Origin of the sequence: Planotetraspora mira, assembly GCF_016863275.1 — a bacterium.
Classification (GTDB): Bacteria; Actinomycetota; Actinomycetes; order Streptosporangiales; family Streptosporangiaceae; genus Planotetraspora; species Planotetraspora mira.
This window is the reverse complement of the sequence record NZ_BOOO01000016.1, coordinates 145,184-160,691: the sequence shown is the minus strand read 5'-3', so window position 1 is coordinate 160,691 and position 15,508 is coordinate 145,184. Positions and strand designations below refer to the sequence as shown.

16 protein-coding genes are annotated in these 15,508 nt (G+C 68.3%); 6 read left to right on the top strand and 10 right to left on the bottom strand.

Annotation, left to right across the window (positions count from 1 at the left end; genetic code table 11):
• Positions 1-4: 4 nt before the first annotated feature.
• Positions 5-1,318, bottom strand: a complete 1,314-nt coding sequence (locus Pmi06nite_RS15770; protein WP_203953732.1) for a DNA recombination protein RmuC — start codon at positions 1,316-1,318, stop codon at positions 5-7.
• 122 nt (positions 1,319-1,440) lie between these two features.
• On the opposite strand from Pmi06nite_RS15770, the gene ychF reads away from it, so the two are divergent.
• Positions 1,441-2,529 carry a redox-regulated ATPase YchF gene (ychF, locus tag Pmi06nite_RS15765; protein ID WP_203953731.1) on the top strand — a complete coding sequence of 363 codons (1,089 nt, stop codon included), beginning with the start codon at positions 1,441-1,443 and terminating at the stop codon, positions 2,527-2,529.
• Between the two features lie 182 nt (positions 2,530-2,711).
• Here ychF and Pmi06nite_RS15760 read toward each other — a convergent pair whose 3' ends face one another.
• The 5 genes from Pmi06nite_RS15760 to Pmi06nite_RS15740 all read right to left on the bottom strand — a co-directional run bounded on the left by Pmi06nite_RS15760 (position 2,712) and on the right by Pmi06nite_RS15740 (position 6,498).
• Positions 2,712-3,152, bottom strand: a complete 441-nt coding sequence (locus Pmi06nite_RS15760; protein WP_203953730.1) for a YkvA family protein — start codon at positions 3,150-3,152, stop codon at positions 2,712-2,714.
• A gap of 3 nt (positions 3,153-3,155) precedes the next feature.
• Entirely contained in the window at positions 3,156-3,755 is a 600-nt protein-coding gene (locus Pmi06nite_RS15755) for a Chromate resistance protein ChrB (protein WP_203953729.1), read from the bottom strand.
• Between the two features lie 48 nt (positions 3,756-3,803).
• Complete coding sequence (locus Pmi06nite_RS15750; protein WP_203953728.1) at positions 3,804-4,460, bottom strand: hypothetical protein; 657 nt, start codon at positions 4,458-4,460, stop codon at positions 3,804-3,806.
• Positions 4,461-4,753: 293 nt separating this feature from the next.
• Positions 4,754-5,422, bottom strand: a complete 669-nt coding sequence (locus tag Pmi06nite_RS15745) for a response regulator (RefSeq protein WP_203953897.1) — start codon at positions 5,420-5,422, stop codon at positions 4,754-4,756.
• Positions 5,423-5,424: 2 nt separating this feature from the next.
• Positions 5,425-6,498 carry a sensor histidine kinase gene (locus tag Pmi06nite_RS15740; protein WP_203953727.1) on the bottom strand — a complete coding sequence of 358 codons (1,074 nt, stop codon included), beginning with the start codon at positions 6,496-6,498 and terminating at the stop codon, positions 5,425-5,427.
• 505 nt (positions 6,499-7,003) lie between these two features.
• On the opposite strand from Pmi06nite_RS15740, the gene Pmi06nite_RS15735 reads away from it, so the two are divergent.
• Entirely contained in the window at positions 7,004-7,543 is a 540-nt protein-coding gene (locus tag Pmi06nite_RS15735; RefSeq protein ID WP_239113936.1) for a DUF1062 domain-containing protein, read from the top strand.
• A gap of 79 nt (positions 7,544-7,622) precedes the next feature.
• Here Pmi06nite_RS15735 and Pmi06nite_RS15730 read toward each other — a convergent pair whose 3' ends face one another.
• The 4 genes from Pmi06nite_RS15730 to Pmi06nite_RS15715 form a co-directional block, all read right to left on the bottom strand.
• Positions 7,623-8,621: a threonine ammonia-lyase gene (locus Pmi06nite_RS15730; protein ID WP_203953725.1), complete on the bottom strand. Its 999-nt coding sequence runs from the start codon at positions 8,619-8,621 to the stop codon at positions 7,623-7,625.
• 183 nt (positions 8,622-8,804) lie between these two features.
• Positions 8,805-9,227, bottom strand: coding sequence for an SHOCT-like domain-containing protein (locus tag Pmi06nite_RS15725; protein WP_203953724.1), 423 nt, complete (start codon positions 9,225-9,227; stop codon positions 8,805-8,807).
• An 11-nt stretch (positions 9,228-9,238) separates the two neighbouring features.
• A complete protein-coding gene (locus Pmi06nite_RS15720) occupies positions 9,239-9,499 on the bottom strand; it encodes a hypothetical protein (protein WP_203953723.1) in 261 nt (86 codons plus the stop codon).
• Positions 9,496-9,909: a DUF2089 domain-containing protein gene (locus Pmi06nite_RS15715; protein ID WP_203953722.1), complete on the bottom strand. Its 414-nt coding sequence runs from the start codon at positions 9,907-9,909 to the stop codon at positions 9,496-9,498. The genes Pmi06nite_RS15720 and Pmi06nite_RS15715 overlap by 4 nt, the downstream gene beginning before the upstream one ends.
• Before the next feature lie 263 nt (positions 9,910-10,172).
• Between Pmi06nite_RS15715 and Pmi06nite_RS15710 the strand changes: the two genes are divergently transcribed.
• The 4 genes from Pmi06nite_RS15710 to Pmi06nite_RS15695 all read left to right on the top strand — a co-directional run bounded on the left by Pmi06nite_RS15710 (position 10,173) and on the right by Pmi06nite_RS15695 (position 15,385).
• Positions 10,173-10,586: a hypothetical protein gene (locus Pmi06nite_RS15710; protein WP_203953721.1), complete on the top strand. Its 414-nt coding sequence runs from the start codon at positions 10,173-10,175 to the stop codon at positions 10,584-10,586.
• A 408-nt stretch (positions 10,587-10,994) separates the two neighbouring features.
• The gene (locus Pmi06nite_RS15705; RefSeq protein ID WP_203953720.1) at positions 10,995-12,014 is read left to right on the top strand and encodes a conjugal transfer protein; all 1,020 of its coding nucleotides are present in this window, start codon (positions 10,995-10,997) and stop codon (positions 12,012-12,014) included.
• A 68-nt stretch (positions 12,015-12,082) separates the two neighbouring features.
• Positions 12,083-12,352 carry a hypothetical protein gene (locus tag Pmi06nite_RS15700; RefSeq protein ID WP_239113935.1) on the top strand — a complete coding sequence of 90 codons (270 nt, stop codon included), beginning with the start codon at positions 12,083-12,085 and terminating at the stop codon, positions 12,350-12,352.
• 21 nt (positions 12,353-12,373) lie between these two features.
• Positions 12,374-15,385 carry a conjugal transfer protein gene (locus tag Pmi06nite_RS15695; RefSeq protein ID WP_203953718.1) on the top strand — a complete coding sequence of 1,004 codons (3,012 nt, stop codon included), beginning with the start codon at positions 12,374-12,376 and terminating at the stop codon, positions 15,383-15,385.
• Positions 15,386-15,508: the final 123 nt, after the last annotated feature.

Here is a 15,508-nt window from a genome sequence, read left to right as displayed (position 1 = left end):
CCCCTTACGACAAGTCTCGCGTCAATTTACCGTTCTGGCGCGGGAATGGAGGGTGGCTTACCTGCTCTTCACCTTCCACTTCCGGTATCCCGACGAGCCGGGGGACCTCCTCGACGAGTTCCGGCGAGTTGAGCGGCGTGCTCACCAGGCCGAGGTCGTTCATCTTGCGGGCGCTGACGAGCACCCGGGTCTCCAGCGACCCCACGGTCTGGTTGTAGGCGACGACCGCCCTCGACAGCGCCTTGCCCAGGCCGTCGACGTGGCGGCCGAGGTTGCCCAGCCGCTCGTACAGCTCCTTGCCGAGGTCGAAGACCGCCCTGGCGTTCTCGCTCAGCGCCGCCTGCTGCCAGGCGTACTGGGCGGTCCGCAGCATGGTGATCAGCGTGGTCGGGGTCGCGATGTGCACGCGCCGCTTCATCGCGTATTCGAGCAGCGCGGGATCGCGCTCCAGCGCGGGCGCGAGGAACGCCTCACCGGGGATGAACAGGACCATGAACTCGGGGGACGGGCTGAACGCCTGCCAGTAGGTCTTGGCGGCCAGCCGGTCCACGTGCTCGCGCAGATGGCGGGCGTGCGCGTCGAGCCGTGCCGAAACCAGTTCGGGGTCGGTCGCCTCAGCGGCCTCCAGATACGCCGCGAGGGACACCTTGGAGTCGACGATGATGTTCTTGCCGCCGCTGAGCCGTACGACCATGTCGGGGCGGACGAGCCCGTCCCTCGTCGCGGCGCTGACCTGCTCGTCGAAGTCGCAGAACCGGGCCATGCCGGCGATCTCGGCGACGCGGCGCAGTTGAAGCTCTCCCCAGCGGCCGCGTGCCTCCGGCCGCTGGAGGGCCCTGACGAGGGCCGTCGTCTGCGTCTTGAGCTGCTCTGAGCTGGCCCTGACGAACTCCATCTGCTTGCTCAGCTCGGCGCGGGCGGCCCGGGAGCCCGACTCGGTCTCCCTGAGCTGCTCCTCGACCCTCGCGAGCGTCTCCTTGAGCGGCGCGACCAGGCCTTCGACGGCCTGGCGCCGCTGGTCGAGATCGCCCGCGGCCTCGGCCCGCGTGGTGTTGAGCCGGTTCTCCGCGAGTTCGAGGAAGCGGAGGTTGGCGACGTCGAGGGCCCGCGCGGACAGGGCCTGGAACCTCTCGGGAAGTTGGGCGTCGACGTAGGCCATCCTGTCCTCGGCCGCCTGCGCCCGTGCCCGGGCCTCGGCGAGCTTGACGGCGGAGTCGGCCGCCTCACGGGTCATCCGGCCCCGCCCGAGGGCGAAACCGACGACGAGCCCGGCGAGGAGCCCCACGGCCAGCCAGAGTGCGAGAGCCACGACATCCACGGTGTGGATGATCCCAGGTTGTCCCTTCCATGACGTGGAGGCGCGCTCACCCGGGCGCGCCTGAGGGCGCGCTGAAGCGCTGATGTCCTGCTCACCGGCGGAGGCCCGTAAACTCGGCCAACGTGAGCCTGAGCATCGGCATCGTCGGCCTGCCCAACGTCGGCAAGTCCACGCTTTTCAACGCCTTGACCAAGAGCGGCAACGCCCTGGCGGCGAACTATCCGTTCGCCACCATCGAGCCCAACGTGGGCATCGTCGGCGTCCCCGACTCGCGGCTGGGCCGGCTGGCGGAGATCTACGACTCCGTTCGGATCCTGCCCGCCAAGGTCGAGTTCGTCGACATCGCGGGGCTGGTCAAGGGAGCCTCGGAGGGACAGGGCCGGGGCAACCAGTTCCTGGCCAACATCCGCGAGACCGACGCCATCTGCCAGGTCATCCGGGTCTTCACCGACCCCGACGTCACCCACGTCGACGGCGACGTCTCGCCCGCGCGCGACATCGAGACGATCAACACCGAGCTGATCCTCGCCGACCTCCAGACGATCGAGAAGGCGGTCCCGCGGCTCCAGAAGGAGGCGCGGACCAACAAGGACCGCAAGATCCTCCTGGAGGCCGCCGAGGCCGCCGCCAAGCTGCTGGACACCGGGACGACGCTGTACGCCGGTGCGAAGGCGGCAGGGATCGACCTCGCCGACCTGCGTGAGCTGCACCTGCTGACGGCCAAGCCGTTCCTGTACGTGTTCAACCTCGACGCGGACGAGCTCACCGACGACGACCTGCGGGCGAAGCTCTCGGCGATCGTCGCCCCCGCGGAGGCCGTCTTCCTCGATGCCAAGATCGAGTCCGAGCTGGTCGAGCTGCCCGACGACGAGGCGCTGGAACTGCTGCAGTCGGTCGGGCAGGAGGAATCCGGCCTGTCCCAGCTGGCCAGGGTCGGCTTCGAGACGCTCGGCCTGCAGACCTACCTGACCGCGGGGCCCAAGGAGGCCCGGGCCTGGACGATCCGCAAGGGCGCCACCGCGCCCGAGGCCGCCGGTGTCATCCACACCGACTTCCAGCGCGGCTTCATCAAGGCCGAGGTGGTCTCGTTCGACGATCTGGTCGAGGCGGGGTCGATGACCGCCGCCAGGTCCGCCGGCCGGGCCCGGATCGAGGGCAAGGACTACATCATGCGTGACGGCGACGTGGTGGAGTTCCGCTTCAACGTCTGAGACGGCCCCGTTTCCCCAGGTCAGGCGTTCAGGTTGTCGACTTGGGGCACGTCCCCGCCGTCGACCCGGGCAAGCCCGACAGGCCACCTCCTCCGTCGCCGGCCCGTTGCCGCTTCGCGGCTGGGTCGACGGCAAACGGGATGGAGTAGAGGGACCGTCTGTGAGACGAGCGCCGGGGCGTCCTAGGCGTGGGGTGCTTCGTCCGCTAGTGGTGGCCTGTCTGCTGCGGTGATGCCGGTCAGTCGGCAGAGAGCAGCGAATCCATTCGGCGTGCCGGGCCAGTGTCGCTCCAATGCGTTCAGGCCGGCGCGACGAACGACACTACGAAGGACGGCGGTGACAATGATCGCGTCATCGGCGTAGCCGAGAAGAGGGATGAAGTCGGGGACCAGGTCGAAGGGGATCGCTAAGTAGACCATCAGCATGGTGAGCCGAACCCGGACGCCGCGAGGAAGAGTCGTGTCGCCTGCCAGGCGACGTAAGAGCCGTAACAGGTCCGGCAGGATGCGCAGTGCTTCCTTCAACAGACCGGCCTTGGGCCGAACGATGATGAGCGCTGCGATCAGTAGGAGCCAGCTCGCCAGCACCGCGATAGCGATACCCACTGCGATGTCCCACCACATGCGTTACTCCTCGGCCGCGTCGTCTTCGGAGAGCGGTGCTTTGCCGCCGCTGTGGGGACGATTGAATCCGGCGGTGTCAGCGTGTAGGGCCGCACGCTCGAAGTCGGCCAGCGCGTGCCGGCACTGTTGGACCGCCGCACGTGCCGCGGCTCCGCCTGGGGCGTTGAAATAGTCGCGGGCCGCGATCCCCGCCAGCCACTTCTCGAAGCGCTCTAGGTCGGCCTCGGATTCTTCGACTTCGGCATACGTCGCACGCCCGCGAGCGGTTTCGGTTTGGATCTCGGCGAGGAACGCAGGGGTGCGTTCGACTACCTCGGCATACTCCGCGTCACGTTCCGCCCGTTGTTCGGCCACAAGAGCCTCGTGCTCTTGCGAGTCGGTCACCCTGACATGCAGCATGCGCGCCTGCCCGCCCTGGTCCCGAACCCGAGCAACGAGCCTGACGACGGGCTTGACCACATCAGGCCGATCAGGTAGCAGACAAACGGACTGCTGAAGGTACAAGGCGCCGAGCTTGCGCAACTGCCGCCATACATACACGCGCAGCGAGGCCACCTGGCCAGTCGAGGCAGTAACCAGCAGCCAGTTCGGCCCCACATCCACGCCAGCGCTAATGTAACGAGCGTAACATTTCAAAGTTACGCTTGTTTGTTACGCGTTGGAGAGACGGTTGCGGGTGGCCACGGCTCGGGCTGCGGGGATGCTGCCGATCACGAGCAGGCTCAGTGCGACATCACCCAGGACAAGGGGGCGACCCGGCAACACGAAGACTGCGACTGTCAGCGGGCTGCTGGCGAACATGGACCAGGCCGCCCATCTCGGGATGACTCTGGCTCGGCGCAGCGCGATAGCGAGCAACATGTAGGCCACCAGATGCCCGACGATGTAGACGAGCAGGTAGCCGCCCATCACCGCGTCGTTCGCGAACTGGTCCGACAGCGTGGCGTACGAACCGTTGTCGGGTAGGGCGGCCATGGCCATGGTGAGGTCGTCCAGGGCGGTCAGAGCGGAGAACGGCAGCCAGCCCACCACCGCGAGCAGCCCGCCGATCGTGGCCGGCCACGGCGCCCGGGCATAGGAGAGATACGCGAGGCCGACCGCTCCGAGAGGGAGCAGGAAAGAGGCGAGGACGTACGCGACCAGGTGCATGGTGTTGGTGATCGGATTCGCGGCGGCGTTCGCCGCGATGCTCGTCGAGCCGTCCTCGTGGACGGCCGGTATGAGGATGCTGCCGACGTCGTAACCGAGCGGTCCGCCGACGATCGCCACCGCTAGGACAAGCCGCCATAGCCGCTCGTATCCGGGCATTTTCTCGGGAGAATTCTCGTCCGGAGTGGGTGAATCTCCTGTGTGCTCATTCAGGGTCACCGGGCGGGATGAGCGCCCGAACGCGGAGGGGATCATTTCCGGTACCTCCTGGGAGCCGCCGACGTCGCAACGAGGAGTTGAGGAGGGCTCGCCGTTGCGGTGCTGCCCCTTAGCTTTCCGCTCGGCCATGGGCCACGTCGTCAGGTGCCCGGCGGCACTTCATCTACGCAAGCCCCGGTATCCGGGGATCCCTGCGTACGTTGCCGAACGTAGGCGGGTGGAAACCGCGCAGGTCAACTGGTGCGGCCGGGGTGGACCAGGCCGGATTCGTAGGCGAAGACGACCAGTTGCGCGCGATCGCGGGCGGCGAGTTTGACCATTGCCCGGGAGACGTGGGTACGGGAGGTCGCAGGGCTGATGGTCAGCCGATCGGCGATCTCCTCGTTGGACAACCCCCGGGCCACCAGGGCGACGACCTCCCGTTCCCGCGCGGTGAGGAAATCGAGCGCCTGCGCGGCGGGCCCGGTCGGTGTGGGAGCAGCGGCGAACGCTGTGACCAGTCGGCGTGCGGCCTGGGGGGAGAGCAACGCGTCGCCGGCGGCGGCCACCCGGATGCCGCGCAGCAGTTCAGCGGGTTCGGCGTCTTTGAGTAGGAACCCAGATGCGCCCGCACGAATCGCCTCGAAGACCAGCGCGTCCTCATCGAATGTCGTCAAGATGAGCACCCGCACGTTGGACAGTTGTGGGTCGGCGGCGATCGCCCGCGTTGCCGCCAGCCCGTCCAACACCGGCATGCGGATATCCATCACGATCACATCCGGGCGATGGGCACGAGCGGCGTCGAGCGCCTGCTGTCCGTCGTCGGCCTCGGCGACGACCTCCAGGCCGGGTTCGGCCGTCAGGAGCGCCCGTAACCCGGAACGGATCATCACCTGGTCATCGGCGAGCACAACACGCAGCACGCTCACTGTTGCGCCCCCAGCGGCAGCCGGGCGTGCAGGGTGAAGCCGCCGCCGGAAGCCGGGCCGGTCTGCAACTCGCCACCGACCCCTCTGGCCCGTTCAGCCAGCCCACGCAATCCATGGCCAGGGCTGCGCACCGGTACGGCAGGGCCGACGCCGTCGTCTATGACTTCGATCTCCAGCCAGCCGTGAACGGTTCCGACATGGGTCCGAGCACGGGCGCCGGGTCCGGCGTGGCGCATCACGTTGGTCAACGCCTCCTGAACGATTCGATAGGCAGCGGCAGAGATCACATCCGGGATCGCGCGGCTCTCCAGGTCGATGGCCAGATCCACGTCCAAGCCGGTCGCGCGCACCGACGTCACCAGCGCATCCAGGTCCGCCAGGCCGGGCGCGGCCTGCGGCGGCTCCCCACCCGGCCCTCGCACAACCGCCAATGCGGCACGCGCTTGTGCCAGCGCGTCGTTGCTGACCTGACGGATCGCGTGCAACGCCTCCCGAGCCTGTTCCGGCTGATCGTCCACCAGGTGCAGTCCGACGCCGGCCTGCAGGCTGATCGTGGCCAGGCTGTGGGAGAGCACGTCATGCAGCTCTCGGGCGATCCTGAGCCGCTCCTCGACCACCCTGCCGGCTGCTCCCTCCTCGGCAAGCTTCCGGCGAACTTGCGCGGCCCGGGCGGCCAGGACCGTGACCACCGTCCATACCAGCGCGATTGTGATCATCGGGGCAGGCTGCCAGCCTTCCGGCGGCCCGGTGGCGACCGCCACTCCCACCCCGCCGATCGTGGCGAACGGAACCCACACGCGCGCTTCGGTGACCCCGAAGACCAGCGCCAGCAGACCCGCGAACGCGCCCAGATAGATAGGCCAGCCAGCGAACCGCAACCCCAGGTAGGCCACTGCTGTGCCCACGGTCAGCGTGAAGGCGAGCAGCGGGTTGACCCGCCGCAGAGCCAACGCCAACCCGCACACCACCAACAGCGCCAGCCCGAGCGCGGTTACGGGACGTGCCTCTGGCTGGGTCACCCGAGCGACTTGCGACATCAGGGCCATGAACGTGGCGAAGATTACCGCCATAGCCGCGTCCACTGCAGAACCTGCACGCATGATCACAGAATAGACATCTACTGAGCACGGCCCACCCGATAAAGCGCGTCCTCGGGGCGCGTACGGGGCACAAGACACCGTGAACTTCCGGCAACGAACAACCACCGACGTGAAGCCAGAAGCCTGCCCGACCAGCGCGGCGAGTTCAATGTCCCAGGTCGGCTGAGTGGCGATCAGAGTTCCGCTTCAACGTCTGAAACGGCCCTGTCCTCGGCAGAAGGGTTGGTGCGTCGCCACCACCAGTCGGCAGAGGTCGAGTTCGACGAGAACGGCGAGCGCGAAAACGGGTGGATCTCGCGGATGGTGGTCGCCTAGCTTGGGTCCTCACCCCAACGTGAGGACTTCGCGCGCATGACGCCGCCTGCTCTTTAGACCTGACACTTCCTGCGCATCGGTCGCCGACGACGCCGTCGGCTCTGTTTTCCATGCTCTTCGTCAGGTCTTCAGAGAGATCATGTCTTCACATCCTCATATCGTGCTGCCCTGGGTGGTGCGGCGCACCCGCCTGCCTCTGCTCGCCCTCCGGTGCGTGGCCTGCCCTTCCGGCCGGGCCACCGTCGGCGACGGCAGATTCCGCGTCAACGCCAACGGCAAACTTCTCGACGTCTGGCTCCTGGTCAACTGCGTTTCCTGCGGCTGGACCAGCAAGCTCACCGTCCACGATCGCGTCCCGGTCCGCTCACTGCCCGCTGACCTTCTGGCCGCTTACTCGGCCAACTCGCCTTCCCTCGTCGTGGATACCCTTCTCGACCCGTTGATCGCCCGGCGCAACCGGTTCGCGCTCGATTGGGACGGGTGCTGGGAACTCCACGCATCTCCGGTTCCCGAGGATCCGTGGCCCCTTCAGATCACGGTCACCTTCGACGATCCCGTGCCAGTCCGTCCCGAACGGCTCATCGCTCATGGATTGGGCATCAGCCGTAATGAGATCGCTCGCAGAGTCAAGATCGATATCCCGCTGAACCGCAGGACGAAACTGGATTTCTCATTCGTCCTGGTGTGGTCGGTTCACTAGCCCCAGGGTTCGGCGCGACGCTCTCCGCCAAGGCAGAACACGGCTGTGCCGGGTTCTGCCTTCGGCAGCGCTTGACTACTCACGTGAGCCCAGAAGGCCGCGACCTGCGGATGGGAGCCGCGCCGACCCAGCGGTTATAGGCGTCCATGTCGACGTTGCTGCCGCACACGATGGTGACCACATGTCGGCCGGCGAAGCGGTCACGGTCTTCGAGGATCGCCGCGATGCCGAGCGCGGCCGACGGTTCGACGACGAGGCCGGCGTGGTCGAGGAGCATCCGCATACCGGCGATGATCGACGCCTCCTGGACCAGGACGGCGTCGTCGGCGACCAGGAGGAGGTCGTCCAGGACGGCCGGGATGGGACGCCGGCCGGCGACGCCGTCGGCGATGGTGTCGGTCGAGTCGGTGGTGACGACGCGCCGTTGTCGCCACGAGTGTGTCATCGCCGGTGCGCCGAGCGGCTGGATGCAGATCACCTCGACTTCGGGCGCCAAGGCCTTCACCACATGACCCACACCGGTGGCCAGCGCCCCGCCGCCGAGAGCGATCAGGACGGCGTCGAACGACGGCACGGTGTCCACCAGTTCCAGGCCGATGGTCGCCGCACCCTCGCAGGTCTCGATGTCCAGGCTGTCTTCGACCAGGCGGATCCCGTCGTGGCGCGCGATGGCCGCCGCCCGCTCGCGAGCCATGTCGAAGTCACCGTCCACCAGCTCCAGCCGGGCGTCCAGTGCGCGGATGCGATCCAGCTTGGCCGCAGGCGCGAAGCGGGATGCCACGACGGTGACGTCGAGCCCCCGGCCGCGACCGGACCAGGCGAGGGCTTGGCCGAGGTTGCCCGCGCTGGCGCACACCACGGCTCGAGGGCCATGGTCAGCGAGCAGGCTCGCGACCACCTCGGTGCCGCGGGCCTTGAAGCTGCGGACCGGGTTCGCCGTCTCGAGCTTGATGCTCACCGAGCACCCGAGGTCTGGCTCCATCGCCTCGCAGCGGTACAGCGGAGTGTCGAGAAAAATCGGGTCGATCACCCGGCGACCCGCCCGGATCCGAGCAGTGTCGAGGCGCGTCTCCTGCATGGCACAGCAGCTTAGGTGGACGCTTGAACGGAAGGAGGGGCCACTCGGACGAGTGGCCCCTCCGCCACGCGACGATGCGCGGCTAGACTCCAGGCGGCAGTTCAACCGTGCTCTGCTGTAACGGGCGCGGCCTCGGGAGGGTGTTCCAGCACCCTCTCGGGGGTCCGTCCAACTGGACGGCGCCTACTCGCAGAAGACACGAACTCTGGCATCGGCCTGGTCGACCTCCACCGTCATCTCGTCGAGGTGCTCCACGAGCGCCTCGAGCTGTTCGGGCTTGAGCTGCGTCAGGTCGAACGGCACTCCCGACTTGTTCAGCTCGGCGGTGGCCTTGCCCAGTGCCTGCGGCGGGATCAGAGCCGCCAGCCGTACGCCGGCCCGCAGGAGCTGGAGCGGCACCCGGACGTTGACTCGCGTCGGCTCGTCGTTCTCCAGGGCGTCCACCATCACCCGCAGGTACTTCGCCTTGCCCTTCGGCCGGGCGTCGAGACTCGACGCCGCCGGCGGCTGGTCCCGCTCGAGCGCGGCGATGAGCTGCTCCGCCTCCTCTGCGGTGATCTTTCCCTCGGCCAGCATGTCGAGGATGTCCTTGCGCTGTTCGTTCATCGGAACCTCTCCTATCTGATGGTTACGAGCACAGCCGTACGGCTCTGCTCGATGTCGACCCGGGTGCCGGGCAACGCGGAGATGACGCGCCAACTGGTGCCGAGTGCCCGCACCACACTGACGCCGAACACGAGGCAGGCCACGGCCGCCGCCAGTACGGCCAGGACCACGACCGGTGAGAACACGAGCACCACGGGGAGTACCGGGACCCAGATCCGGATGGGACGGCCGTCCGGGCGCTCGACCCGTACGGTCACCAACTGCGGCATCATGTCCGGCCCTCCAATTCGGACAATGCCTGCTGTGCGGTGATCTCGCCGAGGCGCAACCGATCGATGATGTCGGCCCGCGACGGCGCCGGATCGGTCTCGACGAAGTCGAGCATCTGTGTGATCCGGTTCAGTCGCGATTTGATCGTCGGGTAGCTCACCCCGAAGATCCGCTCCATCTCCTTGATGGAGCCGTGGCACCGCACGAACGCCGTGACGAAGACCTGATCCTCGACGTTGAGCTGAGCCAGTTGCGGTAGCTCGAACTCGCCCTCGATCGCGACGCCACTGCCTGCCAGGCGCACCCGCTCGACGACGAACGGCCGACCCCGGGTCAGGTTCGTGAGTTCCTGCCAGTCCATCGCCTGCTCTGTCATATTTAAAGTTCTACCCGACAGATTCTTAACTTTCAAGATGTTGATCTTAACTTTCTAAAACCAGCACTTCATTGGGGCTGAGCCTCGGGCCTGGGACGTACAGAGGTTAGGATCGGCCTCTTGATCTCGAAGGGCCGAAGTCGGGGGGAACGGTGGATCTGGGCCGTCGGGGACTGCTCGTACTCGGTGCCGCGGCCGTCCTCGCGGCATGTGCATCTCAGGAGCCGTCCTCCCAGTCTTGGGAGGACAAAGCAGGTGAGGTCCGCACAGACGCGGTTCCACTGGAACGTCGTTTCCCCGTGTTCGGCCGGCTCTCCGACGCTCACTGGCTGGGTGCGACGCTGGGGTCCGACTCACGGATCTCGGTTCCCGGCCCCTCCGATGTCCGTGTGGTGGGTGTCGCCCAGCTTCGGGAAGGCGAGGGTGCGCTCATCGTTGCGGCGCGACAGTCTGATTTCCGTCCCGAGACGCCGAGCCAGGTGCCTGGCCGGCTGGCCGGGTTCCTGCCGGACGGCGCCAAGTGGGTCCGGAGTGAGGCCTTCGACGGCGAGGTCACGGGTGAGGCGTACTTCGGTGAGTTCTACCTCGACCCGGTTTCGGACAGCGTGTACTTCGATGCCACTGATCCAACGCCTGCGACCGACGCTCCCGGTGCTGCGGGCGGACCACCCGGGCCGCCGCTCCCCGCTGCCGGCGGGCACAAGACACCGTGAACTTTCGGCAACGAACAACCGCCGACGTGAGGTCGGACGGCCGCGCGGCAATCCGGGCGAGCGTTGCGCCCTGGGGCAGGTCGGGCGGCGGTCAGAGTTCCCGCTGCACCGTCGAGATCGGCATCGTCGATACCTCTCTGAGCTGCGAGGACAGCAATACGTGGCGCTTAGGTAATCGATGTCCGCGCTGGCCAGGCGTAACGTGCTTTCCCGCGGAGCGTCAGGCGTGGGGTCGTCTCATCTGGAAGTAGACCTGGTTTGCTCGGTCACGGCGATGCTTGCACCATGGGCGTGGCTTTCCTGGAAGAATTGGCGAGACCGCTAGGGTGAATACTTCAATGCGGCTAACCGGATCGAGAGTAAGACGACACCGCGCCAGCCGGGGGGATCGGCGCGAGCGGAGGCGTGATGGCTCGCAGGTCAACCGTCCAGCAGGATCCTCGGATCGCTGGCGACCCCGAGTCGTACCCTCTGGAGGGCCCTGATCGGGTGACAGTGTCGCGTGGAACGTCCTCCAGGCGTGGAGGTTGGGGCGGTGGCGGGGGCCGCTGGCTCGTGTGGGCGGGGCGTGCCATTCTGTGGGCGCTCATCATCGTGATCGTCGTCAACGGCGTCCGGGCGCCTTTCGAGCGGCTGAGCCAGAGCGGCGCCGCGACGGATTCGGAAACGACGCCGAGCTCGAGTGACCGTGATTTTCCCGTTACGCAGGCTGCCGCATTCGCCAATCAGTTCGCCGCCGTCTATTTGAATTACGACGCCACCAACGCGCAGCAAAGAGCGGAACGGTTGAAGGCTTTTCTTCCTGACGGCGCGGACGAGCAGTTCGGCTGGAACGGCTATGGCCGAATGACGGCGGGCGCATTTCAGTTCTCCGGAATTCAGGTGAGCGACGAGCACGACGCCGTCGTCACGGTCGCCTACCAGACCGGTGGGCACCGTGGGCTGCTGTCTGTTCCGATCTACAACGACGGCGGCCACTTCGTCGTGTCGGGACAGCCGGGACTGCTGCCCGCTCCCGCGCTGCCGGGGTTCCCCCAGGTCTCCGGCCCGTCGCGGGACTCGGCGACGGAGGCGGAGCTACGGCCGCAGATCGAGGGCTTCTTCAAGGCGTTCGCGGCGGGCAACCAGGTGGATCTGCAGCGGTATGTCGCGAGTGGGAAGCCGATCGACGGCTTCAACGGGGAGTTCACCCTGGCCCAACTCAAGGATCTCGTCGTGCCGGAAGGTGAGGCGAACACCAGGGAGGTCACCGCAGTGGTCGTGTGGGCCGTCTCGTCGAACGGAACGGACGCCGTCTCGACCTCCGTGCAGAACGACCCGGCCGTCCAGCCCGGCGGCCTCGAGCAGGCCTACCGACTGACCATGGAGAAGCAGGGCGGCAAGTGGTTCGTCCAGCAGGTCCAGGGTGCGAGCCGGTCCGTGGGGTAGCGCATGCCCGGCCATGACATCGCTGATCCATACCCCCGGGAGGGCGAGAATTGATTCTGAAGACCATCGTGGACAGTTCATTGGAACTGGCCGCGCCCTCGCAGCCCCCGTCGGGGGGAATCAACACCGAAGGTCTGGCGGACTTCCTCCGTACCTTCTTCGCGCCGCTGTTCCTCGTGGTCGTCTCGATCGTGGCGCTTTTCTTCCTCTTCACCCGTGAGATCACCAGGTTCGTGCAGTTCATCATTCTGGCGATCGCCATCGGCGTGATCTTCTATGTGCCCAACATCATCGAGGTGACGGCGAAGGCGATCGCGGGCGCGCTCGGAATCAAGTGATCCGGCGGAGAGGAGGATCGGGTGGATCTCCCCACATATACCAATATCTGGCGAATTGAGAAGCGGCTCTACAAGCTGTACGACCTACGGCTGCCCATGCCTCTTCCGATCGTCTGGATCGGTGTGTTCGTGGGTGTCCTGGTCCCCTGGTGGCTCTTCCTCTACCTCGTCAAGGTGCCGTTCGCGGCACCCTGGCACGTGGTCTACCTGGTCCCGCCGGGCGTCGTCACCTGGCTGTCCACCCGTCCCGTCATCGAGGGCAAGCGGCTCACCGAGGTGCTGCAGTCGCAGTTGCGCTACCTGGCGGAGCCGCGCACCTGGGCTCGCATGGCGCCGGTCGCGGAGCCGGAGACGATCACCCTGACCGCTCGTGTCTGGCGGATCGCGCCGTCGGCCGCGCCGGTCCGCGTCAAGGCCGCGCGCAAGGCCGTGGCGGCGGAGACCGCGGGACAGGACGCGAAGACCAAGGGACGAAGCGCGGCGACGAAGACCAGCGGCGCCGAGACGAAGGCGCGTGGCGCGGAGAAGGCGCGTGGCGCGGAGAAGGCGCGTGGCGCGGAGAAGGTGCGCGGCTCAGGGCCCAGGACGAGGACGCCGGAGACCACGGTCACCGGCGCGGGAGTCAGGGCCAGAGCCGGGGAGGCCAAGGGCCGGGGCAAGGCCGTCGAGCCGTGGACACCCGATCGCGTCATTCCGGCTCGTGCGCTGCCTCCTTCCCCCGCCGGTCGACCCGCCACCGTGCACCCGGCTGTGGCGGCGGCCGCGGCCGCCGCCGCGCCGGTAACCGACTCGCCTCCCGACTCGTGGAGCAGGCCCACCGCGAAGCCGGCCACGACGGGCGAGCCCGTGCAGGCCGTCTCCGCGGACGAGCCCGTCTTCTACATGCCCAAGCCGTCCGTGTCCCCGGGGGAGAAGCCGCCCCCACCGATCCGGGTGGCGCTGCCGGAGCGGGCCGCGCCGCTCGCGCTGCCTCCGGCACCACCCTCGGTACCGCCGACGCCGCCGTCCGGTCCGGCCGCCGAGGAGTCCGTCGCTCCCGTGCCACCTATCGGGACCGAGGCGCTGAGGCGGTTGCGCAGGCTCGCGGCCAGTGCCGAGTCCGCGCCCGAGTCGGCGCGGGAATCCGCCCCCCACCCGACGCGTCACGCCGGTCCGGAGTCGGCACAGGACCTCGGTCCGGATGCGGCGCCCAGTCCGGCGCGCCACGCGGCCCCGGAGCCGGATTCCGTACGGCAGGCCTCTCCCGAGGCGATGCGCGACCCGACGGCCCCTGAGCCGGTGGGGGACGCGGCTTCGACCCCCACGCGGGAAGCGGTCCGATCGGCGGCACAGGACGCGGCTCCGATCCCCGCGCGGGAATCCGCTCAGGAGCCGACACGCGACGCCGCGCCCGCGGATCCGGTGCCGGACTCCGCGCAGGAATCGCCGGCGCAAGGCTCTGTCCCCGCCGCAGGGCAAGAAATAGCGCAGACGCCAGTTCAGGCCCCAGCGCAAGGAACGGCGCAGACGCCTGCTCGTACGGCAGGGCAAGAAACGGCTCAGGCTCCGGTGCGGGAGCCGGTGCGGGAAGTTGCGGAGAACGTCGTCAGCGAGCCGGCGATGGATTCCGGTCAGGCTGGACGAGTAGGACAAGACAGGGTGCGGGAGCCGCGCCCGGCGACGTCCGATCGACAGCGGGAAGCCTGGGAGCAGCACAGGAAGGGCCAGCCGCCACGGCTCGTCCGTCCCGCCGTGCCCCCTGCTCCTGCGCCTGCCCCCGCCTCCGCTCCGGCCGCGCCGCCGCTCGCCGCCCAGTCGCCGGCCGCTGAGTCGCCCGCTGCCAAGCCCGCTCAGCCTCCCGTCCAGCCCACGCGGCCGTCCGCTGACCCGGTCACCATGCGGCCGCCCACCGTGCGGCCGCCCACGCTGCCGGTCACCGTGCAGCCGCCCACGCTGCCTTCAGCTGAGCCGTCCGTCGAGCGCACCGCGGGACCTTCGCAGGCTCCCGCCGCGAACGCCTCGCCGTCGCCCGGCGTGAACAGGGGCGTGTCGATCCGGAGGGTTCCCACGCTTCCCCAGGCGAGCGGCCCCGCCACTCCGGTCCTTCCCCCCGCCGCTCTGCCGTCCTCGCCGGTGGACGAGCCCAGAGTCCGCCGTGTGGAGTCCGTCGTCGGGCGCGGCTCCTCGGGCGGCTGGCGCAGGATCGCCCAGGTGGTCGTCGGCGGGAGCCGTACCGACGGCATGGAGGTCGACGAGGCGCGGGCACGCACGCCGCTCACCACGAGCAGGCGGGTGATGGTGCTGGGCTGCACCGGCGGCGCCGGGCAGACGACCACGGCGCTCATGCTCGGCCACACGCTCGCCCGCTATCGGGAAGACAGGGTGCTCGCCCTCGACGCGAACACCGGGGACAACACGCTGACGACCAGGATCCAGGCCGAGTCGCCCGAGACGCTGAGCTCGCTGCTCGAAGGGTCGCACGCGGTTTCCGGCTACCTCGGCATGCGCGCCTACACGACGCGGTGCGAGTCGGGGCTCGAGGTGGTCGGCGCCGACACCGACGCCGGGGCTGAGCAGCGCCTTTCCGACCGGGCCCTGCTGAACGACTGGCGGCGGACGCTCTCCGCGCTGGACCAGCACTACCGCCTGGTCGTGGTCGACCCGGCCGCCGCTCTCGCCGCGAGGCTCCTGCCGTACACCGATCAGCTGGTGCTGGTCGCGCCGGCGAGCGAGGACGCGTCGGACGCGATCGCCATGACGTACGAGTGGCTCGACGGCCACGGTGTCTCCGATCTCCGGCGCAGGGCCGTCATGGTGATCAACGGCGTGAGCCGGCGGAGCATGCCGGACGTGGAACAGGCCGAGGCCGTGGCCAGCGGCCGCTGCCGGGCCATCGTCCGCGTGCCCTGGGAGGACGAGCTGGCTCCTGGCCGTCCTGGACCGGTTGACGTCAACCACCTCCGGATCGGCGGCCGCAGGGCGTACGTTGCACTCGCCGGTGTGATCGTGAGTGGCTTGGCGACGATCCAGGCGAAGCAGGAGGTGGCCAGATGAGCGCCGGGTGCGAGAAGGGGAGCCGATGAGCGAGCGGCGCTGGAACCTGCGAGCGAGGAAGTCGGTGAGCGACCGATGAGTGCGGGAGCGAACCCGACGAGCGAGCGGCGCGTAAGGGGTCTT

Coding starts and splice junctions, on each gene's coding strand:
- Pmi06nite_RS15760 (WP_203953730.1), bottom strand. CDS start 3,152: ATGTGGTGGGACATCGCAGTGGGTATCGCTATCGCGGTGCTGGCGAGC.
- Pmi06nite_RS15750 (WP_203953728.1), bottom strand. CDS start 4,460: ATGCCCGGATACGAGCGGCTATGGCGGCTTGTCCTAGCGGTGGCGATC.
- Pmi06nite_RS15740 (WP_203953727.1), bottom strand. CDS start 6,498: ATGGCGGTAATCTTCGCCACGTTCATGGCCCTGATGTCGCAAGTCGCT.
- Pmi06nite_RS15730 (WP_203953725.1), bottom strand. CDS start 8,621: ATGCAGGAGACGCGCCTCGACACTGCTCGGATCCGGGCGGGTCGCCGG.
- Pmi06nite_RS15725 (WP_203953724.1), bottom strand. CDS start 9,227: ATGAACGAACAGCGCAAGGACATCCTCGACATGCTGGCCGAGGGAAAG.
- Pmi06nite_RS15720 (WP_203953723.1), bottom strand. CDS start 9,499: ATGATGCCGCAGTTGGTGACCGTACGGGTCGAGCGCCCGGACGGCCGT.
- Pmi06nite_RS15705 (WP_203953720.1), top strand. CDS start 10,995: ATGGCTCGCAGGTCAACCGTCCAGCAGGATCCTCGGATCGCTGGCGAC.